The following is a 20,530-nucleotide window of genomic DNA, read 5'->3' as shown; positions in this document are numbered from 1 at the left end:
CGGTTTGGAAGGAGTCGGCTTTGCTCGAACCCGCTATCGCAGCGCGATGGTGTGCAGGCAAGAGCACTCGAATGTGCCGAACAGGCGGGCCGAGAACATCGGACACGCTTGGATAACCATTTTTTACCTCCTTGTGTTTCGTTATGGCAATGTGCGGCGATTATAGGCGGAGAAAAAATAGCCGTCTATCGAGGAATGGGGGGGATATCGGGTTGTGATGAGGGGATCTGGCAGTGAAAAGGGGCCTTCATCGGGGCAGCCGGAAAAACAAGAGCCCCGCGGGGCGGGGCTCTTTTCGCAGAGGGGCGGGATCAGTCGCGCGGGGTCTTGAGCGCCTGGATCAGGTCCTCGCCCGGGGCCAGTCCCTCCACATGGTTGAAGCTGTCGAGCCCCTCCTGTGGGTTGATGGTGAAGGCGTCGGCGCTGCGATAGCTGCCGCTGCCGGCGCTCTCGACGATGACGATGAGCTCGGGCTGCTTGTCACCGTTGAGATCCTGCAGCTTCAGCTCCTTGATGCTGCCATCCCGCGGCAGCACCTTGCCGTCGATGAACTGATCGAGGGGAAACTCGGGGTTGGCACCGGAGTAGAGGCGCACGTCGTAGCTGCCGGTGGAGGCGGGCTCACCGCGCCCTTCGCTGACGGTGATCACCTGGCCGGAGGGCAGCGTCAGCTGTTTGAAGAGACCGTCCGCCGCTTGTGTGGTCAGTGGCAGGCTAAGCAGACCGAGAGTAATAAATAAGGCTTTCATGGATGTGACCCTTGTTGCTGCTATTGATGGCGGGAACTGGGTCCCCGCCGTATACCGGCTCTCGACAGGGGCGCCGGCAGTCTCTGCTGACCGGCACCCTGTCGAACGCCTCATTACCATATCTTGACTCGTTTGGCCGGGTCCAGATAGAGCTTGTCACCCGGCTGTATGTTGAACGCCTCGTAGAAGGCGGGGATGTTCGGCACCACGCCGTTGACCCGATATTCGGGCGGGGAGTGGGGATCCGAGGAGAGCAGCATCTGCATCAGCTCGGGCCTGTACATCCCCTTCCACACCTGGGCCCAGCCGAGGAAGAAGCGCTGCTCGCCGGTGAAGCCGTCAAGCACCGGGGCCTCCTTGCCATCGAGGGACAGCAGGTAGGCTTTGTGGGCTATGGTGAGGCCGCCGAGATCGCCGATGTTCTCCCCCAGGGTGAACTGGCCGTTGACGTACTGGCCCTTGATGGGCTCGAAGCGGTTGTACTGGGCCACCAGCCGGCTGGTACGGAAGCGGAACTCCTTGAGATCCTGCGGCGTCCACCAGTCGCGCATCAGGCCGTTGCCGTCTGACTTGGCCCCCTGATCGTCGAAGCCGTGGCCCATCTCGTGGCCGATCACCCCGCCGATGGCGCCGTAGTTGACCGCATCATCCGCCGTCATGTCGAAGAAGGGCGGCTGCAGTATGGCGGCCGGGAACACTATCTCGTTGTTGCTCGGGTTGTAGTAGGCATTCACCGTCTGCGGCGACATGTGCCACTCATCCCGGTCCACCGGCTTGCCGAGGCGCGCCAGGTTGTCGGCATATTCGAAGGCGCGGGCCCGCTGCAGGTTGCCCATCAGATCATCGGGCCGGATCTCGATGGCGCTGTAATCCTTCCACTTGTCCGGGTAGCCGATCTTGGGCCTGAACTTGGCCAGTTTTTCCAGCGCCTGGGCCTTGGTGGCCGGCGACATCCAGTCCAGCTCCTGGATGCTCTGGCCGTAGGCGGTGCGCAGGTTCTCCACCAGCTGCTCCATGCGGGCCTTGGCCTCTGGCGGGAAGTAGCGCTCCACGTAGAGCTGGCCGACCGCTTCACCCAGGTTGTTGTCCAGCACGCCGAGGGCGCGCTCCCAGGGGGCGCGCTGCTTGGGAGTGCCGCTCAGGGTGGTGCCGTAGAAGGCGAAGTTCTGGGCATCGGTCTGGCTGTCGAGGTAGGGGGCGTAATCGGTGATGAGGTGCCACTTGAGGTAGGCCTGCCAGTCACCGATCGGGGTTTGGCGCATCAGGCCATCTAGGGCCGTCAGGTAGCTCGGCTGGCCGATGACCAGGCTGCTTTGATTGGCGAGGCCCGTCTCGCCGAGATAGGCGTCCCAGTCGATGCTGGGGGAGAGACGTTTGAGCTCGCTCACCGGCCCCTTGTTGTAGTTCTTCTCCCGATCCCGCAGGGCCACGTTGTCCCACTGGATGCGGGCGATCTGGGTCTCGAGGGCCAGGATGCGCTTGGCCTTGGCCCCCGCATTCACCTCGCCGAAGCGGCTCAGCATGGCGGCGATGTGCTGTTCGTATTTCTGGCGCAGGGCCTCACTGACCGCATCCGTCTTGAGGTAATAGTCCCGATCCGGCAGGCCGAGACCGGATTGAGAGAGGTAGACCGCATAGCTGTCCGGCGCCTTGGCGTCGGCGCCTATCCAGAAACCGAAGGGGGCATCGCCGCCGGTGCGACCGGCCTGGGCGAAGGCCCTGGCCAGCGCACTCTTGTCACGGATCTGGTCGATCTCGCCGAGCAGGGGCAGCAGCGGGGCCGTGCCTCTGGCATCCCGGGTCCCCTGATCCAGATAGCTCCGGTAGAGATCGTGGATCTGCTGGGCCGGGGTGCCGGGGGCTGCCGACTTGCCGTCCAGCCCTTCCACCAGCACGCGCACGTCGGCCAGGGATTTGTCCCGCAGCATGTAGAAGGCGCCGTCGGCGGGCCTGTCGTCCGGGATCTTGGCGGTGCCGAGCCAGTGGCCGTTCACGTAACGGAAGAAGTCGTCGCCGGGTTTGACCTTGGTGTCCATGTTGGCCAGCGCGAGGCCGGAGTGCTTGTTGCCGTTGTCCGGTGCCTGACTACAGCCGGCCAGCAGGGCCAGCCCGATGAGGCCAGCCAGTATGCTCTTCTTATTGTTCATTCTGCTTGATTCCAATTCGGGTTATTCAGTTTCCCTGGCATGCCGGGAGGAGGCTCACTCTAGCAGCCGGATCGGGGCTTGATAAGCCCGGCGCCGCCAGGCACTCACCTCTGATGTGCTTTCAGGCCCTGCTCCGGGTGACGGCACCGCTCGGAATTCTCCCTTATTGGTATAAACTCCGGTGCCTGTGGGGATCGAAAGCGGGTTGACGATCTCCCGTGATCGTTCGTGAGCAGGGGCCAGGTTCGGCCCGGCTATGTTGGGGAAGCCAATGATTTCTCGTATGTATTCTCGCTTTTGTCAGACTCTGCCAGCGCCAGAAGGTTCCAATGGCGTGCTGGTGGCCTTCAGTGGCGGGCTCGACTCCACCGTCTTGCTGGTGCTGGCGGCGCAATTTGCCCGCGAGCAGGGGCTCCGGTTGCGGGCCCTGCACGTGCACCACGGCCTGAGCCCCCATGCCGATGCCTGGGTGCGCCACTGCGAAGGGGTCTGTCAGCAACTGGCGGTGCCGCTCATCGTCGAGCGGGTGACCCTGGAGCGCGGCAACGGCGAGAGCCTGGAGGCGCAGGCGCGCAAGGTGCGCTACCAGCGCCTCGCCGCCCGACTGGGGGAGGGAGAGTGGCTGCTCACCGCCCACCATCAGGACGATCAGCTGGAGACCTTGCTGCTGGCCCTCAAGCGCGGCGCCGGTTTGCGGGGGCTGGCGGGGATAGTGCCGAACCAGCCGTTTGCCGCCGGCCGCCTGCTGCGCCCGCTGCTCGAGGTGAGCCGCGACGAGCTGGCGGAGCTGGCCGCCAGTCTGCCTTATGGCTGGGTGGAGGATGAGAGCAATCAGGACACCGAGTACGATCGCAACTTCCTGCGCCAGACGCTTATCCCGCAGCTCAAGGCGCGCTGGCCCGCCATGGCCCAGACGGCGGCCCGCAGCATGGCGCTGTGCGCCGAGCAGGAGGCGTTGATCACCGAGCTGGCGGAGGCCGACTGGCAGGGCGCCGGAGAGGGAGAGTCGCTGCACATAGCGCCGCTAATGGCTCTGTCCCCTGTGCGGCGCAATAACCTGCTGCGCCACTGGATCCGCCTGCAGGGGGAGGAGATGCCATCGCGGGAGCTGCTCGGCCTGCTCTGGCAGGAGGTGGCGCTGGCGCGAGAGGATGCCAACCCCTGCTTGAGTCTGAAGGGGCGGGATTGCCGCCGTTTTCAGGGGCGGCTCTATCTGGTGCGGCCGGGCTTGTCGCCGCGCCAGGAGGTGCTGCCCATCCGGATCGGCGAGACCATCTCATTGCCGGACGAGCTGGGGTTGGTCAGCCTGCTGTCGTGCGCGGCGGGGGAAGGGTTGCGTCTGCCGCGGGAGGACGAGCCGCTCACGGTGCGCTTCGGGGTGGCGGCGGGCAGCATGCTCAAGCCGGTGGGACGCGGCGGCAGCCGGCGACTCAAAAAGCTGCTGCAAGAATACGGGGTGCCCTCCTGGCAGCGGGGCCGCATTCCCATCCTCTATTACGGCGAGCAGGTGGCAGCGATGGCGGGGCTCTTCATCTGTGACGGTTTTCTGGCGCCGAGGGGCGGCATCGACTTGCACTGGCAGCGAGCCATCACCCCCGACAACCTGTAAGCCATATCCTGTCACGGCGGCGAGCCCGTGAGGCTCGCCTTCTGGCGGGCATAGAAAGAGGCATCCGCCGGCGGCACGATACGCCCTTCGATATGGAATGAGGTTTAGTCGATCATCCCGGCCTTCTTGCGAGCATAGAAAGGGGCATCCGCTCCCCCCGAGATGGCATGACGTCAGTCTATTAGGCCGGCCTTCTTGCGGGCATAGAGGTGGGCATCCGCCGACTCGTACAGGCTCTGCACGTCCAGCCCCGAGTGCCAGCTGGCGGCCCCCAGGCTGCAGCCCACCGCGAAGGCGCTGAGCTCCTTGTGGCTGTGCAGCACATGTTGCAGCCGCAGCCAGACCGGGCGCCAGGCCTCGGGCTCGGCCGGTTGCAACAGCAGGGCGAACTCGTCACCCCCGAGGCGAAACGCCTGATCCGTGCTGCGGATGCAGCCGGTGAGCAGCTGGGCGAAGCGGCTGAGCACCAGATCCCCCACCGGATGACCCCAGGTGTCGTTCACCTGCTTGAACCTGTCCAAGTCCAGCAACACCAGCACCAGACCATGGGACTCCCGGCAGTGCTGCTCTACCGCGCGGCCGATGGCCTCGTCGAAATAGGAGCGATTGCCGAGGCCGGTCAGGTGATCGAGCCGCACCTGCTGCTCCAGCCCATCGAGGCGCAGATAGAGGGGCAGCGGCAGACTGAGCACCTGATGATACTGCTGCAGGATCCGCTGCTGGCTGCTGCTCATTGGCTGCTCCAGCTCGTATTGCAGCTGGCCGAGCCGCAGATCGTGCTGACCGCGCAGCTCGAAGCTGTAGCTGTGCAGCACCTGTCTGGCCTGGGGAGGGTGAGAGATGAGGGCGTGGGGCTGGCCGGCGTCAAAATGGAGTGACTGGATCCGGACAATGCTTGCCGCCCGCTCGGCAAAGATTGCCAGCAGTGCGCCCAGATCCCGTTGTGCCAACAACTGCTCGAGCAACAGGTTGCGATCCTGGCTGACCAGCGGCGTGAGCCGCTCCATCTGCTGGACCCACTGCTCTATGCCATGCCCGAAGCCATTCAATGACGATGTGTTTTCCACGTTGCAGCCCTTCAGCCTCTCCACTCATTGCCCCTTCACTTGCAATCCTTGTGCCCAAAATATGCGCGATGAGAAACAAGAGGCTAACTAGGCTTAATGAAATAAAAAGAGAGGAGAAAGGGGGTCATGGCGCCCGGTTTTTCCCTCTCGGCTATCCCGCCGGAGGAGGCTCGTGTCCCTGTTTTAACGCGAAGCATTCGACGCGGGGAGGCGAGAGGCAGAGAGGTATCGAGTGCTTGATAGGAGGACATGGCGTCGCGTGAAGGGGGTGGCAGCGCGTTATGTCGTTGGGTGTTTCACCGGTAGATGAAGAGGAGGGGAAAGTGTATGCAGACGTATTGATCCTGCTGCTTGCCGCCGTCCTGTTGGTGGCGATCTTCCGGCGTCTCGGTCAGCCGGTGATCCTCGCCTACCTGTTCGCCGGCATGTTGCTCGGCCCCCACGGGGTGGCCATCGTCACCGGTCAGGCCATGATGCAGACCATAGGGGAGTTGGGGATCGTCTTCCTGATGTTCTCCCTCGGCCTCGAGTTTTCGCTGCCACGGCTGCTCTCCATGCGCAAGCTGGTGCTGGGGGTTGGCGGCCTGCAGGTGCTGCTCACCACCTCGTTATTCTTTTGGCTCGCCTGGTGGTGGGGGCTGAGCCTGCCCCAGGCGCTGGTGGTGGCGGGCACCCTGGCGCTCTCCTCCACCGCCGTGGTGATCAAGCAGCTCGGCGAGCTGAAGCAGATGCACACCCGGCGCGCCCAGCTCGGGGTGAGCGTCTTGCTGTTTCAGGATCTGGCGGTGGTGCCGCTGCTGGTGATGATCCCCATCCTGGCCCAGCCCGAGGTGCAGGGCAGCGCCCTGCTGGCGGAGGTTGCCTGGGCTTCCCTCAAGGGGCTGATCGCCCTGATCGTCCTGCTCGCCGTGGGCAAGTGGCTGCTGCCCATGGTGTTTCACGAGGTGGCGCGGGCCCGATCCGACGAACTGTTCGTGCTCAGCGCCCTGCTGGTGGCCCTGCTCGCCGCCTCCCTCACCCAGTGGATGGGGCTCTCCATGGCGCTCGGCGCCTTCCTGGCCGGCATGATGCTGGGGGAGTCCCACTATCGCCATCAGCTCGAGGTCGACATCAAGCCGTTTCGGGACGTGCTGATGGGGCTCTTCTTCATCACCATCGGCATGACCATGGACTGGCAGCTGGTGGCGCGTTTCTGGTGGCAGGTCATCGCCTGTGTGCTCGGACTCATCCTGTTCAAGTCCCTGCTGGTGCTGCTGGCGGGCCGGCTGATGGGGGAGCGCAAACGCGATGCGCTGGCCGCCGGCATCATGCTGAGCCAGGTCGGCGAGTTCGGCTTCGTGCTGCTGGCGCTGGCGAGTCACCACGGCCTGCTCAGCCAGCAGCAGGTCTCCTTGCTCATCGGCATCGGGGTCACCTCCATCGCCCTGACCCCCTGGTTGGTGCAGCAGGCCCAGGGGCTGGCCCACTCCCTCACCGACACGGGGCTGCTCTCTCGCTCCGAAGTCGCCCAGTCGGGCCTGAGCAAATACCAGCATGTCATCATCGCCGGCTTCGGTCGCACCGGGCAGACCTGTGCCCGCTTCCTGAAACTCGAGGCGCTGCCCTTTCTCGCGCTGGATCTCGACCCCGAGCGGGTGAGCGAGGCCAAGCTGGCAGGGGAGCAGGTGGCGTTCGGCGATGCCAGCCGGCGCGACATCCTGTTGGCGGCGGGCCTGATGCGGGCGCGGCTGGTGATCATCACCTTCGACGATCCCAAGCGGGTCGACGCCATGCTGATGCTGGTCCGGGAGCTGGCGAGCGGGGTCAAGGTGCTGGTGCGCACCCGGGATGACAGCTTCCTCGAGCACTACAAGCAGGGCGGGGCCTTCGAGGTGATCCCCGAATCCCAGGAGGGGGCCCTGATGCTGGTGTCCCACCTGCTGCTCAACTGCGACATCCCCATCGGCCGGGTGATCCGGCGCATGGAGCACGAGCGCAGCAGCCAGTACCGCTTCCTGCACGGCTTCTACTGGGGGGATCAGAGCGCCAGCAATCTGGAGACGGATCAACAGCTCGAACGGTTGCACCCCGTGCTCTTGCACGATCAGGCCTGGGCGGTGGGGCGCCGGGTGCGGGAGCTGCCGCTGGGGGAGGTGCGCGTCAAGGCGGTTCAGCGCGGGGAGCAGAGTCTCGAGGCCAGGCCCGAGCTGCGGCTGGCCGCGGGGGACAGATTGGTGCTGTTTGGCAATGCGGTGGCCATGGAGCAGGCCGAGCAGCGGCTGCTGGAGGGGTACTAGGCTCCCTCCTGTCTTCAAGCCTCCTCGCGCACCCGCTCGGCGATGCCCAGAAATTCCTCTATGCGCTGACGCTCGTTCAGCGCGTCCTGATACCCCAGCTTGATCAACTGCTGGCAATACCCCGGATGAAACATCAGGAAGCTGGCCAGGCTGCTGCTCTCGTGGCCGTTCACCCCCAGCACCCGCAGCAGGCGGCGCAGCTGGGTCGGCAACTTGTGCAGGTAGTCGAGGGCGATGAGATCCAGGTCCTGGCTTGGCCTTATCACGCAGGTCTCCACCTGGCGCAGTTTGAGCCGATTGCGCTCCCGCTCAGGGATGAGGGACAGGGTCTGATTGATGCGGCCCAGCCGCTCCAGATCCGAGTTGAGGGTGTCGGAGAAGACGGTATTGAGCAGGTGCCCGGCGATGTTGGAGCTGGTCAGGTGACCCTGACGAGGGGCCATCTCACCCTGATGGGGCGAGTCCAGGGTCACCAGCAGGATCCGCTCCGCCCCCAGGTGGATGGCGGGGCTCAAGGGGCTCAGCTGGTGGATGGATCCATCCCCGTAGAAGCGCTCGCCGATGCGGGTGGCCGGAAAGACGAAGGGTAGCGCCGAGGAGGCCAGCAGGTGATCCGAGGTGAGCAGGGTGCGCAGGCCGCGCCGTCTGGCCCGCTCCCAGGGCTGGTGCTCGGCCCGTCCCTGGAAGAAGGTGGTGGAGAGGCCATCGTCATAGTCGGAGGCGGTGATGGCGATGGCCTCCAGGCTGCCGTAGAGGATGTTGTCATCGATGCGGTGATAGTCGATGAGCTGATCCAGCAGGCGGCGCAGGGGGGCATTGTCGAACAGATGGAAGGCGCGGTTGCTGTCCGGGCTGATGAGGCCGGCCGAGCCCTGATACAGGGTGCGCCACAGCAGCTGGCAGGGGTGGAAGTCGAAGATATGGTGGGTCTCGAAACGGCGCCAGACCCACTCCAGTTTGCGTACCCCCAGGTGGAAGCAGGAGGCATAGCAGGCCAGCGCCGTGATGTTGAGCGCCCCGGCCGAGGTGCCGCACAGGATGGGAAAGGGGATGCCGAGGTTGCGGGGGTAGAGCTCGGCCACCGCCTTGAGGACGCCGACCTGATAGGCGGCGCGAGCACCGCCACCGGTCAACAGAAGAGCTGTGCTGGGTCTGGCCATGATGGAGCGCCTTATTGTGATTGCAAGGGCGGGTTGCCACCGCGCAATTTAACTATAAGGCGCTGTATCAAATATAAAAATGGGCCGCGCCATCATTTTTTGGGGCGGCCTATTTGCGATAGGAGCAGGGAGTGGGTTCAGGCCGGATGGTGCGGCTGGATCAGCTGATCGAAGGCGGCGAACACCGGCGGGCTGGCGAGGATGCGCCCGTGGCCGAGTCCGCGGGTGCTCACCAGCCGGGTGCGACCGTCCTGGGCTGCACGCAGGGAATCCTGGTGGGGGGCAAACCTGTCCTCCTCGTCGTGGACGATCAGCGCAAGCCCTTCGCGATCCGCGAGCCGGCCGAGGGGATCCACGGTGCTGAGGGGATGCTGGTATTCGCGCTCGATCTCTTTGACCACCGCATCGAACAGCCGGATGGAGTAGCCGGAGCGCGCCACCATGCCGTAGAGCTGGGGCACGTAGTCGAGCACCGGCGAGATGAGCAGCAGCGGCAACTTGTCGAGGGCAGGGTGGTGGCTGGCGAGGGTGACGGCGCCCCCCATGCTGTGGGTGATGACCCCCTCGATGGGGCCAAAGCGCTCGAGCAGCTCGTCGAAGGCGCGCACGAAACGGGGCAGATGACCGGTGTGGCCCTCGCTCTGGCCGTGGGCGGGATGATCGTAGGCCAGCGCGGTGTAGCCCTGGGCGGCGATGTGGCTCATCAGCGGGTAGAACTGGCTGGCGCTGCCGGACCAGCCGTGCATCAGCAGCCAGACCGGGCCCTGACCGAGCCGATAGCTCATCAGCGCCCCTTCGCGGGTGTGCACCGCCTGCTGCACCAGCCCGGCCGGTGCGTCTGTCTCGCGGCTGGGTCGTTGCGGGGTCAGCAACAGCTTGCTGGCGGTGCGCCTGGCGTGGGCGGGGGCCAGCACGTGGTGCAATCGGGTGCCGAGCCCCAGCAACAGTTTGCTCGGGCTGAAACGGCGGGTGTTGAAGTAGATCTTGCTGCTCATGGTCATCCTGTCGTTTTTATGTGCGAACGGTCGTGCTTTTTATCGGGTTTTTAAAAACTAGTGCCAGCTCATCAGCAGATTTTCCACCTCGGGCCAGAAGTGGCGGGCCGGATCCTGACACAGATCCAGCGCATTGAACACCTGATCCCCCAGATAGAGGCCATAAAGCCGGTAGACGGCGCGCCAAGGATCGAGATCCCTGCGCCACTCACCCTGGGCCTGGCCCTGCATCACCTGGCGGGCCAGGTAGTCGAGCCAGAAGCGCACCAGCTGGCGGGCGGCTCGCTGGACCTCCCCCTCCTGGGCCGAGGTCCAGGCGTCGAGGAACATGCAGCGGCCGGAGAAGCTCTGGTTCCAGGCCAGCCAGGCCTGGAGCAGGGCGACCAGCTTCGCCTGCTGGGTCTGGTGTTGCTGCTGGCGCACCGGCTGGATCACCCGCTCGCGGAACACCTCGGCGGAGTAGGTCAGCACGGCGATCTGCAGGTTGTCGCGGGACTGGAAATGAGCAAACAGACCGCTCTTGGACATCTCGCATGCGCTGGCAAGGGAGCCGATGGTCAGGCTCTCCAGCCCTTGCTGGCTGGCCTGCTCGAATGCCGTCTGCAAAATGTTCTCGCGGGTCAACCGGCCCTTGCTCATCACGCGCTCCTCAATGTTGTCAGCAGCATAAAGTACGACCGTACTATTTGTCGAGGGATGACAGCCAGAGGATGATCATCCGTCTGGCTCAGTCGTTCTTGATGCCCATCTGCTGCAGGGCCATGACAGCCTGGGTACGGTTCTTTACGTCGGGTTTACGGAAGGCTGTGGTGATGTTGGGTCTCGCGGGTAGCACGGGCTCAATCGTCCTTGATCCCCATCTGCTGCAATGCGATCACCGCCTGGGTACGATTCTTGACGCCGAGTTTTCTGAAGATGGCGGTGATATGCGCCTTGATGGTGGCCTCTGAGACATTGAGCTCCCAGGCGATCTGCTTGTTGAGGCTGCCGTCCCGCAACATGATCAGCACCTTGTATTGCTGGGGGGTGAGGCTGGCCAGCTTGCTGGCGAAATCGGGGCCATCCTCGGACTCGGGGTGAAGGGAGATCCCTTCCGGTACCCAGTTATCCCCCCCGATCACCGTATTGAGGGCGCTGACCAGCTCCTTCATGGGAACCGACTTGGGAATGAAGCCCAGGGCCCCGAGGCGCAGCACCTGCTGGATGATGGCGGCATCTTCCGAGGCGGAGACAACTACGATGGGCAAATCCGGGTACTGGCCGCGCAGATAGGCCAGCCCCTCGAAGCCGTTGGCCCCCGGCATCTTGAGATCGAGCAGCAGCAGATCGACTTCGGGGTGCTCCGCGAGCAGGTGGGTCAGGCTGTCGATGGAGTCGGCCTCCAGCAGCCTGGCCTCGTCGATGGCCATGTGCACCGCTTGATAGAGGGCGCCCCGAAACAGGGGGTGGTCATCTGCGATGACGATGGTAAATTGGCTGTCCATTGCTCACATTTTTGCTAACTGATTGTTTTGAAAAATCAAACTAGCACTGCTCCCCAAGGGGGTCAAACTCGCAGGTGTGCAAATGTGAGGCGACCATGAGATGTCGTGCCCGCGGGGCCGATGCCGGGTCATGAACAACCCCAACGCAGGAGGCAATAAATGGGATCCTTGGTATTGACGGTAGGCACAGGTTCCACCTGGGCGATGCGGGCGTCGCTGGTGCTCGCCATGAGCGGGCTGGAGTGGCAGGAGCAGGTGTTAGATCTGGAGGATGCCAAGGCGTTGGCGCGGCTCAAGCGCACGGCGCCAGCCGGGCTGGTGCCCTGGCTCGATGACGGTGAGCTGCGGATCCACGACTCCCTCGCCATCGCCGAGTATCTCCACGAGCTGTGCCCGGCGCGCCACCTCTATCCGGTGGATAGGGCCGAGCGGGCACTGGCCCGCAGCCTCTGCGCCGAGCTGCACTCGGGTTTTGGCCAGATCCGCAGCCGTCTGCCCTTCTTCCTCGGCGCGCCGACCCAGAGCGAGCCCCCGGTGGAGACCCTGGGGGAGCTGGCCCGGCTGCAGACGCTCTGGTCCCAGGCTCGGGGGCCCTTCTACTTTGAGGAAGCAGGGATCCTCGATGCCTTCTATGCAGTGATGGCCTATCGGCTGGCGAGCTACGGCATAGGCTTGCCCGGTCAGGCGGGGGTCTATCAGCAAGCCTTGCTGGCCTGGCCCCTGTGGCAGGAGACGCTGGTCAAGGCGCGGTTGCAGTGGCCGGAGCAGGCCCGCCGACCGGCATAAGCGCAGCTGACCTTGCCGTCAAACGAGAGAGGGGAGCCGATGGCTCCCCTTTATGTCTTCTTGTCAGGCTAGTTGTTAGGTCATTTCTGCCGTCCGGCGAAGACCACCACCACCTTGTCGGCCCCCTTCTCGCGCACGAAGGCGTAGGGGGCATCGGACAGCTTTTGGTGGCTGCCCGCCGCCACCGCCGGGTGGGCGGCCCTGAATTGACCGAGGCGCTGCCAGTGCTTGACCAGCTCGGCCTTGTCACCGCTCCCCAGCTCCTGCCAGTTCATGTCGCTGCGCACGCTTTGATCGAACACGCCCCCATCCTTGGCCAGCCCCCGGCCAGACTCGTCACCGTAGTAGAGCTGGATGCCGCCCGGCAGCAGCATGAAGCTGTTCGCTACCCTGCGTTGCAACGGCACATCCTGATAGTCGCCGAAGAACAGCTTGGTGTCGTGGGAGCTGATGTAGCTCAGCACGTTGAACTCGGGATCCTGATTGATGCGGCTGGCATAGCTGGCGTAGGTCGGCTCTGCCCCGGCCAGGCACTGGGCCTGGGGCAGGGCGAACTCACGCTGATAGTCGAAGTTGATCAGGGAATCGAAGCCGTGTCGATACCAGAAATCCTTGGCCACCCCGTGATCCCACACCTCGCCCACCATGTAGAACGGCAGGGCGTCGAGGGCCTTGCTCGGGTTGGCGGCCTTCCACTCCTTGAGCGCCGCCGTGCCCGCCTGCTTGAGTCTGGCCCACACCGCCGGCTCCAGGTGCTTGACGGTGTCGGCCCGGAAGCCGTCGATGCCGAAGCGGCGTACCCAGTCGGTGTGCCAGGCGATCAGGTAATCGCTGACCGTGGCATTGGGCAGCGCCTTGGCCCTGGTGTCTTTCTTCGCCGCGAGCAGGGGAGGCAGCCCCACCGGCTTGCTGGACTCGGTCAGGAAGTCCGGCAGCCCGGCCACCGAGCCGGTCACGTCGTCGGTGCCGGGCTGCGGATAACCGGGCAGGCCGGTGCGCATCCAGTCGGGGCCCCACCACTGATCCCAGTTCGGGGACTGGTAGTCGATAAACTGGTTGTAGCCATGCCAGTTGAGGCCGCCGCTCGGGCGCCAGTCGTTCCAGCGAGGGGGCAGCTTGCCGGTGTTCTGGGTCAGGGTTTCGAGCCCCAGGTCCTGCAAGTCGGCCAGGGTGGCGTAACCTGCATGGTTCATCACCACGTCCAGGATGATCCGCATGCCGCGCTTGTGGGCCTCGTCCACCAGGGTCTTGAGGCTTTCCTCGTCGCCATAGTTGGGGTCTATCTTGGTGAAGTCCAGTGCCCAGTAGCCGTGGTAGGCGTAGAAGGGGAAGTTGCCCTGCTCACCGCCGCCGATGAAGCCGTGGACCTGCTCCACCATGGGGGTGATCCAGATGGCATTCATGCCGAGGGACTTGATGTAGTCGAGCTTCTCGGTCAGCCCCTTGAAGTCGCCGCCATGCCAGGTGGCGACCTCGTCCTGACCATCCTTCTGGCGGCCGAAGCTGTGATCGTTGCCGGGATCGCCGTTGTGGAAGCGGTCGGTCAGCAGGAAATAGACGCTGGCCTGATCCCAGCTGAAGGGCTCAGCCTTCGCCGCCGCCACGGGCTCGAGCAGCAGCAGGCCGCCGCTCGAAGCGCTCGGTATCAGGGTCAGCTTGCCGCCCTTGACCACGGCCTCCTGTTTTGAGTAGGCATCCCGCAGCCTGGTGCCATCCGGCCAGACCCCTTTGAGCGACACGGTGACGGGACCACCATCCCAGGCGATGCAGGGCTCCTCGGGAGGCTGGCGTTTGAACTCGCTCTTTTTGGTCGCCCGAAGGACCTTGAGGCTGGGGGTATCAGGGTTGAAGGTGAACTCATAGTCCCCCGCCAGCAACACTCGCAGGGTGAAGTTCTGATCCTTGGCGCAGTTGTCCATGGGCTGGGCCGTGCCGAAGGGGAGCGGCTTGGTCTCGCTCGGGCCGAAGCTGGTGCCGCAGCTGTTGTCGGCGTCGCCGATGCGGATCTGGTGGCTGCCCTTGCTTAAGGTGTGGGTCAGGCTGATGGTGCCCTTGTCCAGCGTCAGCGCCTCGGCCACCGGCTTGCCATCCACATAGAGGTGGACTGCCGGTGCGGCCAGTGCCTGGCCGACAAACAGTGGTGTGGCCAGTACGGCGAGCCACAGGGGCGAGAGGCTGCGATCGAGGCGAACAGAGGGGGGCATAAGCCATTCCTTGAGCTGAGGGTGAGCAGGGTTCCGTTAAGGCACTCATTCTAGGGGGCATGGCGAGGGGACATGGATCGGCAAAATTCCGATTTGTGAGGTCAGTTCAAATGGTTACGTTTTCAAGCGGCGCAAAGTGTGACGCCTGCCGTGCTGGTCTCTGAGCGAGGCCCATAAAAAATGCCGGTCATGGGACCGGCATTGTCGGATTGGGGTCTTCGTCAGACGGTGAAGAACTTGAAGTTGACGAAGGCCACCGCGATGAAGGAAGCAACCATGCCGCTGACACACAGGATGGCCGGGCGGATGGCAGGCCAGCGATGGGCCAGCAGTACGATGGCCAAGAGGGTCGGGTAGAGGCCGAACATGTAGCGCGGCATCGCATTGAGCCCTGTCATCAGCGGTATGGTGCAGCAGATGAACATCAGGGTCGCTTCGGCCCAGCGCTTCTGGCTGAACAGATAGCCGTTCAGGCACCAGCCGAAGATCACCATGATGGAGAGGTAGGCCTTGCGGCCGCCGAGCTCGAAGCCGCTCAGCCACCAGTCCAGCGGGCTGTCCATGTAGCGGCCCCAGGCGACCTGGATGTGCTTGAAGGCGAGCGCATCCCCGGTGAGGTGATAGAGATAGACCATGTAGGCGAACAGGCCGAACGGGATGACCCAGAGGGTGAACACTACCTTGAAGGCCCGTTCGGTGAAGCGGAAGAACTCGCGCCAGCCATAGGCCTGCAGCGCCAGGATCAGCACCGGGAAGACCATCATCACCCCCAGGTTGCGAGTACCCGAAATGAAGACGCCGAACAGGGCCACCATCAGCCACTGTTCCCGATAAGCAAACAGGAACATACCCAGCATCAGCGCCATGAACATGGGCTCGGTGTAACCGGACACGAAGTAGGCGGAGAAGGGGGAGAAAGCCAGCAGCCAGACCCCGAAGCGGGCGGTCTCATCCCCCAGCTTGAGTTGGCGCAGCACCAGCAGCATCAGCGGCAGGCTGAGGAAGAAGGCGATGTTGGCCACCAGCATCAGGCCGATCAGGCTCTCGATGTTGAGCAGGCTGGAGAGTGCCCCCGAGATCATCGGGTACAGCGGCATAAAGGCCCAATTTGCCGCGTTGCCCTTGCTGAGCCAGCGCGGATAGAGGTCATAGCCGTTCTCGATGATGCGCTGGAACCAGACGCAGTCGAACTGGCAGTACGCCTGCAGCGGGCCGATACCGGGGACGCCGTAAAGCTGGACGCCGAAGTAGCCCATGCCGTAGAGGGCGGCTCGGCTTAGCACGAAGGCGGCGATGATCATCAGCCAATCGCGGCCGCTGATCCGTAAGGAAGGACGATAGGGGCCCGCGGTGGCGGGAGTCGGAATTGTCATGTCATTCATCAGGCAAATACCCAGACGCGAGAGAGGATATAGGTGAGCACGGTCACCGTCAGGGTGGCGATCACCACGGGCAGCAAGCCGGAGAGGCCCGCAAACAGCAGGCCGCTCAATAGCAGGTTACGCACCGCCAGGGAGAAGAGGGCCACCAGCAGGAACTTGCCGGCCGCTCCCTGCTTCTGGAAGGTGATGTAACGATGACCAAAGAAGGAGAACCAGAAGGCCACCGCGAATGCCAGGGTGGTGACCAGGTGTTCCGAGATAGTGGGCCAACTGCGAAACAGCGCGAACGAGGTGCCAAGATCGACGAGGGTAGCTCCCCCGCCGACGAAACCAAAGCGAACCAGACGCCAGAATTCCTCACGGGAGATCATTGAGGCGTCGGCTCCTGCTTGTCTGCATCTTGTGCGCTGTCAGCCTCTGGAGCTTTGTCGGCCGCCGGCTTGGCATACTGGCCATAGACCCCTTCGATGAGGTAAACGGGGCGCTGCTTCACCTCGACGAACATGCGGCCTATGTATTCGCCGATGATGCCAAGGGAGAGCAGCTGGATGCCGCCGAGGAACAGCATCACCGACATCAGGGAGGCGTAACCTGGGACGTCTATGCCGAAGAACACCACCTGGGTGATGATCTTGAGGATATAGAGGAAGGCGATGAGGGAGACGCCGACCCCGACGTAACTCCATACCCGCAGCGGCCAGCTGGAGAAGCTGAGCAGGCCGTCGAGGGCGAAGTTCCACAGCTTCCAGTAGTTGAACTTGGTCTCACCTGCGTGGCGAGCGGGGCGCTCGTAGGGCACGCCGACGGCGCGGAAGCCCGCCCAAGCGAACAGCCCTTTCATGAAGCGGTTGCGTTCAGGCAACTGCTTGATCGCCTCGACCACCTTGCGATCGATCAGACGGAAGTCACCGGCGTTCTCCGGCAGCTTGGTGCTGGTGGAGAGGGCGTTGAAGAAGCGATAGAAGCCACCGGCGGTCAGGCGCTTCATCGGGGTGTCGGCACTGCGATCCACCCGGATGCCGAAGACGGTGTCGTAGTCACCGGTCTGCCACAGCTTGACGAATTCCAGGATGAGGGCGGGGGGATCTTGCAGATCCACGTCCATCGGGACGATGGCATCGCCTCTGGCATGATGCAAGCCGGCGGTCATGGCCGCTTCCTTGCCGAAGTTGCGGGCCAGGTTGACCAGGGTGACGCGGGGATCGCGGGCGATGGCCTGCTCGACCACTTCGCGGGTGCGGTCGCGACTGCCGTCGTTGACGAACACGATTTCAAGCTGGTCTTTGAGCGGGGCCAGTTCGTCATCTATCGCGCTGATGAAGGCGTCAATGCTCTCTTCCTCGTTATAAACGGGGACGACCAGAGAGAGTCGAAAATCGGCACGGGACATGGGAACTTCCTTATTAAAGAATTATTTAATAAAACAGATTCTTATCGTTTTTAGCTTCACTGGGCGACGGTCAGACGCACCGACTGGACGTTGAGCGGTGTCGGGGCGGACAAGGCCAGGAAGTTGGGGCGCTTGGGATCGGCGGTCAGGGACTCGCCCGGCAGGCTGAGACGGATCTCGTTGATGCCCGCCTTGGCCAGTTTGACCGTGGTGGTGAAGTCATGACCCAGGGCCACCTTGAGCAGGGTACCTGCCTGCGGGCTGTTGATCCTGGCCTGGATGGTGAGCTGTTCCGGTTGCGCCTGCTGCTTGGGCAGCACGAAATAGAGGCCACCCTGGCCGCTGAGTTCGGTGCCCTCGGCGCTCGGCTTCTTGGCCCAGCCTTCGCTGGAGAGGAAGCGGCTCGGTTTGGTCAGGTTGAGTTCGTTGCCCGGTTGGTAGGTCATGCTGGAGTTGTGCTCCCAGAAGCGGGTCTTGCCTTCCAGGTAATAGAGCTTGTAAGCCAGGCTCACGTTGGGGTGAGCGGCCAGATAGAGGGTGTAGAGGTAAAAACCGCTCAGTGCCAGGATGGCAGCCAGAAAACCAAACTTTTTGTAGGTCATATTACTCACTCGACGCCTGACGGATGGGTAGGCAGATTTCGCGCATATGCTAATCCAATTGCAAAAAAAGCATAGTAGATCACAAAAATATATTTGCTCAGATATTAACCCCAATATCCCTGCTCACCAAATGCCTTTGGCACCTTGCGGATCCTCGTGTGGCGACAAGCATCCGCATGCCTGGACACCGGCAGCGGCGAGTGGCGAGGCTCTGATCTTATCAGGCAAATGACTGATATTGCACATCGCTGTGGCAGGATCTGTCGTCATTTACCAAAAGTAGCTTATAAAATGATGAATCCCGTCGTCAGGAGAGTCGGGAGCGCGGTAGCCGGCAGTTTTTTTCCCGACAGCCCATGGCCGGCGCCCCTGGCAAGGGAGTCGAGCAGGCGCCTATCTGGCGCCGTGACGCGCCCGCACGCTAGCAAAGTCAACGCCATTCACGCATCATGGGTTTCTGACCGTTGCGCCTGACAGGCCGAAGTGAACCGTTTTGAGGTAAGCATGGGTAAGAAGTATTGGTTGGCATTGGCGAATCTTATCTGGCTGGGTTGCTGGCCGGCTGGCATGGCGCATGCTAGCGAAGGGCAAATCGTGGTGGCCAGCCCCAGTGTCCAGCACGATTGGTATCAGAGCAGCACCGCGGAGCAGGCGCGCCACGAGCTGGAGAGCCAGTTGCAGGAGGCGGTGCTCGCCCAGTTGCACCCGGATTTCTACCGGCTCTGGCAACAGTTGCAGAAAACCCCGACTGACAAGCGCGGTGCGCTTTACGATGAAGCCTTTGGCAAGCTGGCCCGTTTTCAGCAGGCTTGGCGCGCCATGGATCTGGTCGCCCGTGAGCAGATGCAGACCCTCAAGCTGGACTTGACCAAATCCCTGGCCCACGAGCCGGTTGGCGACAATCTGCTGGATCAGGTCAAACAGCTCAGGCCACAGGTCGCCGAGTATGAGGCGGTGCGCGGGGAAGTGCGCAAGCTGCTGGCCATGCCCATGGCCAAGCACTGGCCCAATCTGGACATACCGACCCTGCGCTCTGGCGAGAGTTCGACCGAGCTCGGTCAGATCCGCGCCATCCTCAATGCGTTGGGGGACGGTGCCCCGAGCAGTGATGAGGAGGTCATCTATGATGCGGACACCGAAGCCGCCATCAAGCAGTTCCAGCGCCGCCACGGTCTGACCGCCGATGGCATCATTGGCCGTCAGACCCGCTCCTGGCTCAACACCGGACCGCAAGTGCGCGCCAGCCTGCTGCTGCGCAATCTGTGGCGCCGGGATCTGGTAGATCAGCTGGCCGGTCGCTATGTGCTGGTCAACATCCCGGATTACCGCCTGAGCGTGGTGGAGTCCGGCAACGAGGTCTTCACCAGTCGGGTCATCGTCGGCAAGGAGCAGCGGGCTACCCCCATCCTCGCCAGCGAGATCCGCTCCATCGTGCTCAATCCGGCTTGGCACGTGCCGCGTTCCATCCTGAGCAAGGACATTCTGCCCAAGCTGGGGCGGGATCCGGCTTACCTCGATCGGGAGCAGTTCGAGGTGATCGACGGCGAGGGCAATCCGGTGCAGTTCAGTGAAGACGGCTGGCACCAGGCGTTGGCATCGGGCTTCCCGTACCGGTTGCGGCAAAAGCCCGGCGATCATAATGCGCTGGGTCGTTACAAGTTCTACCTGCCCAACAACGACGCCATCTACCTGCACTCGACGCCGCGCAAGGCGCTGTTCGAGCAGGGGGCACGCGCCTTCAGCTCGGGCTGTATCCGGGTCGAGCATGCGGACGATCTGGCGGAGCTGTTGTTGGCGGATTCCCGCTACCAGCCGGACAAGGTCGCCAACATCCTGAAGGAGACCCAGACCAAGTGGCTGCCGCTGACCAGCCCTATCCCGGTGTTCACCGTCTACTGGAGCAGCTGGATCGATGAAGAGGGGCGCCAGCAACTGCGCAACGACATTTATGGCTTCGATCGAGTTAGCTTCCAGAGCCGCTTGTTGTGATCCTCGCCACAGAGTGAAAAGCCCGGCCCATGCCGGGCTTTTCTATGGCGCTGTCCCAATTACGTGTTGAAAGGCTAACCTTGAAATAGGTCATCCCCCTGAAGGCCACCATCATGGATACTCAAGCCTTTCAACACCTGCTGTCTCTCTTCCCACTGCTCACCTTGCGCCAGCGTCGTCTCGCACAACATGAACTCACAACTCCCCATCCCATCACCTCGCTGGCCGCTCAACTCCCCGCTTGCCGATGTTGCCCCCACTGTCAGGCCGAGGCCGCCCAATTGGCCCCTTGGGGCTGGAGTCGAGGTCTGCGCCGTTATCGCTGCAAGCTGTGCCTGCGCACCAGTTCAGTGCTCACCAAGACGCCCATGGCCAGACTGCGCAAGGCCCAATGCTGGGAGGACTACGCCCAGGCGCTTATCGAAGGGCTCACCGTCCGGCAAGCCGCGCGTCGCTGCGGGGTCTGCAAAAACACCGCCTTCTTGTGGCGTCACCGTTTCCTGAAGGCCATGGCGAACCATCAGGCGACGCGGGAAGAGGGCATTGTCGAAGTGGATGAAACCTTCTTCCTGGAGTCATTTAAAGGACAGTCCGGATTGTCCCGACCGGCCCGTCACCGGGGTGGGAAAGGCCGCACCCGCGGTACAGGGCCGGACTACATCCCGGTGATGGTGGTGCAGGACCGGGCAG

At 63.3% G+C, this 20,530-nt stretch carries 17 protein-coding genes; 5 read left to right on the top strand and 12 right to left on the bottom strand.

The window, feature by feature from the left end:
• Nucleotides 1-311: 311 nt before the first annotated feature.
• Complete coding sequence (locus tag MM194_RS04060; RefSeq protein WP_033132603.1) at nucleotides 312-749, bottom strand: PliI family lysozyme inhibitor of I-type lysozyme; 438 nt, start codon at nucleotides 747-749, stop codon at nucleotides 312-314.
• Nucleotides 750-862: 113 nt separating this feature from the next.
• Complete coding sequence (locus MM194_RS04055) at nucleotides 863-2,896, bottom strand: M13-type metalloendopeptidase (protein ID WP_241342744.1); 2,034 nt, start codon at nucleotides 2,894-2,896, stop codon at nucleotides 863-865.
• Nucleotides 2,897-3,167: 271 nt separating this feature from the next.
• Here MM194_RS04055 and tilS point away from each other — a divergent pair, with 271 nt between their 5' ends.
• On the top strand, nucleotides 3,168-4,505 hold the full coding sequence (gene tilS / locus MM194_RS04050; protein ID WP_241342743.1) for a tRNA lysidine(34) synthetase TilS: 1,338 nt from the start codon (nucleotides 3,168-3,170) through the stop codon (nucleotides 4,503-4,505).
• 173 nt (nucleotides 4,506-4,678) lie between these two features.
• Here the strand turns inward: tilS and MM194_RS04045 are convergent, their stop codons facing one another.
• Nucleotides 4,679-5,512 (bottom strand): GGDEF domain-containing protein, encoded by an 834-nt coding sequence (locus MM194_RS04045; RefSeq protein ID WP_241342877.1) that lies wholly within the window; start codon nucleotides 5,510-5,512, stop codon nucleotides 4,679-4,681.
• A 383-nt stretch (nucleotides 5,513-5,895) separates the two neighbouring features.
• Here MM194_RS04045 and MM194_RS04040 point away from each other — a divergent pair, with 383 nt between their 5' ends.
• A complete protein-coding gene (locus tag MM194_RS04040) occupies nucleotides 5,896-7,848 on the top strand; it encodes a monovalent cation:proton antiporter family protein (protein ID WP_241342742.1) in 1,953 nt (650 codons plus the stop codon).
• A 14-nt stretch (nucleotides 7,849-7,862) separates the two neighbouring features.
• Here MM194_RS04040 and MM194_RS04035 read toward each other — a convergent pair whose 3' ends face one another.
• From MM194_RS04035 to MM194_RS04020, 4 genes are all read right to left on the bottom strand, one after another.
• Nucleotides 7,863-9,008, bottom strand: a complete 1,146-nt coding sequence (locus MM194_RS04035; protein ID WP_033132607.1) for a patatin-like phospholipase family protein — start codon at nucleotides 9,006-9,008, stop codon at nucleotides 7,863-7,865.
• A gap of 137 nt (nucleotides 9,009-9,145) precedes the next feature.
• Nucleotides 9,146-10,003: an alpha/beta fold hydrolase gene (locus MM194_RS04030; protein WP_241342741.1), complete on the bottom strand. Its 858-nt coding sequence runs from the start codon at nucleotides 10,001-10,003 to the stop codon at nucleotides 9,146-9,148.
• A gap of 57 nt (nucleotides 10,004-10,060) precedes the next feature.
• Nucleotides 10,061-10,642: a helix-turn-helix domain-containing protein gene (locus MM194_RS04025; RefSeq protein ID WP_033132609.1), complete on the bottom strand. Its 582-nt coding sequence runs from the start codon at nucleotides 10,640-10,642 to the stop codon at nucleotides 10,061-10,063.
• A 200-nt stretch (nucleotides 10,643-10,842) separates the two neighbouring features.
• Complete coding sequence (locus MM194_RS04020; RefSeq protein WP_241342740.1) at nucleotides 10,843-11,487, bottom strand: response regulator transcription factor; 645 nt, start codon at nucleotides 11,485-11,487, stop codon at nucleotides 10,843-10,845.
• Nucleotides 11,488-11,646: 159 nt separating this feature from the next.
• On the opposite strand from MM194_RS04020, the gene MM194_RS04015 reads away from it, so the two are divergent.
• The gene (locus MM194_RS04015) at nucleotides 11,647-12,273 is read left to right on the top strand and encodes a glutathione S-transferase N-terminal domain-containing protein (RefSeq protein ID WP_241342739.1); all 627 of its coding nucleotides are present in this window, start codon (nucleotides 11,647-11,649) and stop codon (nucleotides 12,271-12,273) included.
• Between the two features lie 80 nt (nucleotides 12,274-12,353).
• Here the strand turns inward: MM194_RS04015 and MM194_RS04010 are convergent, their stop codons facing one another.
• From MM194_RS04010 to MM194_RS03990, 5 genes are all read right to left on the bottom strand, one after another.
• Nucleotides 12,354-14,477 carry an alpha-amylase gene (locus tag MM194_RS04010; RefSeq protein ID WP_241342737.1) on the bottom strand — a complete coding sequence of 708 codons (2,124 nt, stop codon included), beginning with the start codon at nucleotides 14,475-14,477 and terminating at the stop codon, nucleotides 12,354-12,356.
• A 221-nt stretch (nucleotides 14,478-14,698) separates the two neighbouring features.
• Nucleotides 14,699-15,859, bottom strand: coding sequence for a membrane protein (locus tag MM194_RS04005; RefSeq protein ID WP_033128719.1), 1,161 nt, complete (start codon nucleotides 15,857-15,859; stop codon nucleotides 14,699-14,701).
• Nucleotides 15,859-16,230: a GtrA family protein gene (locus tag MM194_RS04000; RefSeq protein WP_033128718.1), complete on the bottom strand. Its 372-nt coding sequence runs from the start codon at nucleotides 16,228-16,230 to the stop codon at nucleotides 15,859-15,861. Before MM194_RS04000 ends, MM194_RS04005 begins: the two co-directional genes overlap by 1 nt.
• Nucleotides 16,227-17,249: a glycosyltransferase family 2 protein gene (locus tag MM194_RS03995; RefSeq protein WP_033128717.1), complete on the bottom strand. Its 1,023-nt coding sequence runs from the start codon at nucleotides 17,247-17,249 to the stop codon at nucleotides 16,227-16,229. The genes MM194_RS04000 and MM194_RS03995 overlap by 4 nt, the downstream gene beginning before the upstream one ends.
• Nucleotides 17,250-17,305: 56 nt before the next feature.
• Nucleotides 17,306-17,851, bottom strand: a complete 546-nt coding sequence (locus tag MM194_RS03990) for a hypothetical protein (RefSeq protein WP_033128716.1) — start codon at nucleotides 17,849-17,851, stop codon at nucleotides 17,306-17,308.
• A 504-nt stretch (nucleotides 17,852-18,355) separates the two neighbouring features.
• Between MM194_RS03990 and MM194_RS03985 the strand changes: the two genes are divergently transcribed.
• Together MM194_RS03985 and MM194_RS03980 are read left to right on the top strand one after the other, a co-directional pair.
• Nucleotides 18,356-19,840, top strand: coding sequence for a L,D-transpeptidase family protein (locus MM194_RS03985; protein ID WP_241342736.1), 1,485 nt, complete (start codon nucleotides 18,356-18,358; stop codon nucleotides 19,838-19,840).
• Nucleotides 19,841-19,953: 113 nt separating this feature from the next.
• On the top strand, nucleotides 19,954-20,530 hold a 577-nt coding region (locus MM194_RS03980), incomplete at its 3' end, for an IS1595 family transposase (protein ID WP_241342734.1).

It is taken from the genome of Aeromonas sp. MR16, assembly GCF_022549315.1.
GTDB lineage: Bacteria > Pseudomonadota > Gammaproteobacteria > Enterobacterales > Aeromonadaceae > Aeromonas > Aeromonas aquatica.
This window is presented reverse-complemented; position numbering and strand designations above follow the sequence as displayed.

Bases quoted from the DNA above. Each gene is read 5' to 3' on its own strand.
- MM194_RS04055 (WP_241342744.1), bottom strand. From the start codon at position 2,896: ATGAACAATAAGAAGAGCATACTGGCTGGCCTCATCGGGCTGGCCCTG.
- MM194_RS04015 (WP_241342739.1), top strand. From the start codon at position 11,647: ATGGGATCCTTGGTATTGACGGTAGGCACAGGTTCCACCTGGGCGATG.
- MM194_RS04035 (WP_033132607.1), bottom strand. From the start codon at position 9,008: ATGGCCAGACCCAGCACAGCTCTTCTGTTGACCGGTGGCGGTGCTCGC.
- MM194_RS04025 (WP_033132609.1), bottom strand. From the start codon at position 10,642: ATGAGCAAGGGCCGGTTGACCCGCGAGAACATTTTGCAGACGGCATTC.
- MM194_RS04060 (WP_033132603.1), bottom strand. From the start codon at position 749: ATGAAAGCCTTATTTATTACTCTCGGTCTGCTTAGCCTGCCACTGACC.
- MM194_RS04020 (WP_241342740.1), bottom strand. From the start codon at position 11,487: ATGGACAGCCAATTTACCATCGTCATCGCAGATGACCACCCCCTGTTT.
- MM194_RS04000 (WP_033128718.1), bottom strand. From the start codon at position 16,230: ATGATCTCCCGTGAGGAATTCTGGCGTCTGGTTCGCTTTGGTTTCGTC.
- MM194_RS03995 (WP_033128717.1), bottom strand. From the start codon at position 17,249: ATGTCCCGTGCCGATTTTCGACTCTCTCTGGTCGTCCCCGTTTATAAC.
- MM194_RS04045 (WP_241342877.1), bottom strand. From the start codon at position 5,512: ATGGAGCGGCTCACGCCGCTGGTCAGCCAGGATCGCAACCTGTTGCTC.
- MM194_RS04010 (WP_241342737.1), bottom strand. From the start codon at position 14,477: ATGCCCCCCTCTGTTCGCCTCGATCGCAGCCTCTCGCCCCTGTGGCTC.
- MM194_RS04030 (WP_241342741.1), bottom strand. From the start codon at position 10,003: ATGAGCAGCAAGATCTACTTCAACACCCGCCGTTTCAGCCCGAGCAAA.
- MM194_RS03985 (WP_241342736.1), top strand. From the start codon at position 18,356: ATGGGTAAGAAGTATTGGTTGGCATTGGCGAATCTTATCTGGCTGGGT.
- MM194_RS03990 (WP_033128716.1), bottom strand. From the start codon at position 17,851: ATGACCTACAAAAAGTTTGGTTTTCTGGCTGCCATCCTGGCACTGAGC.
- tilS (WP_241342743.1), top strand. From the start codon at position 3,168: ATGATTTCTCGTATGTATTCTCGCTTTTGTCAGACTCTGCCAGCGCCA.
- MM194_RS04005 (WP_033128719.1), bottom strand. From the start codon at position 15,859: ATGAATGACATGACAATTCCGACTCCCGCCACCGCGGGCCCCTATCGT.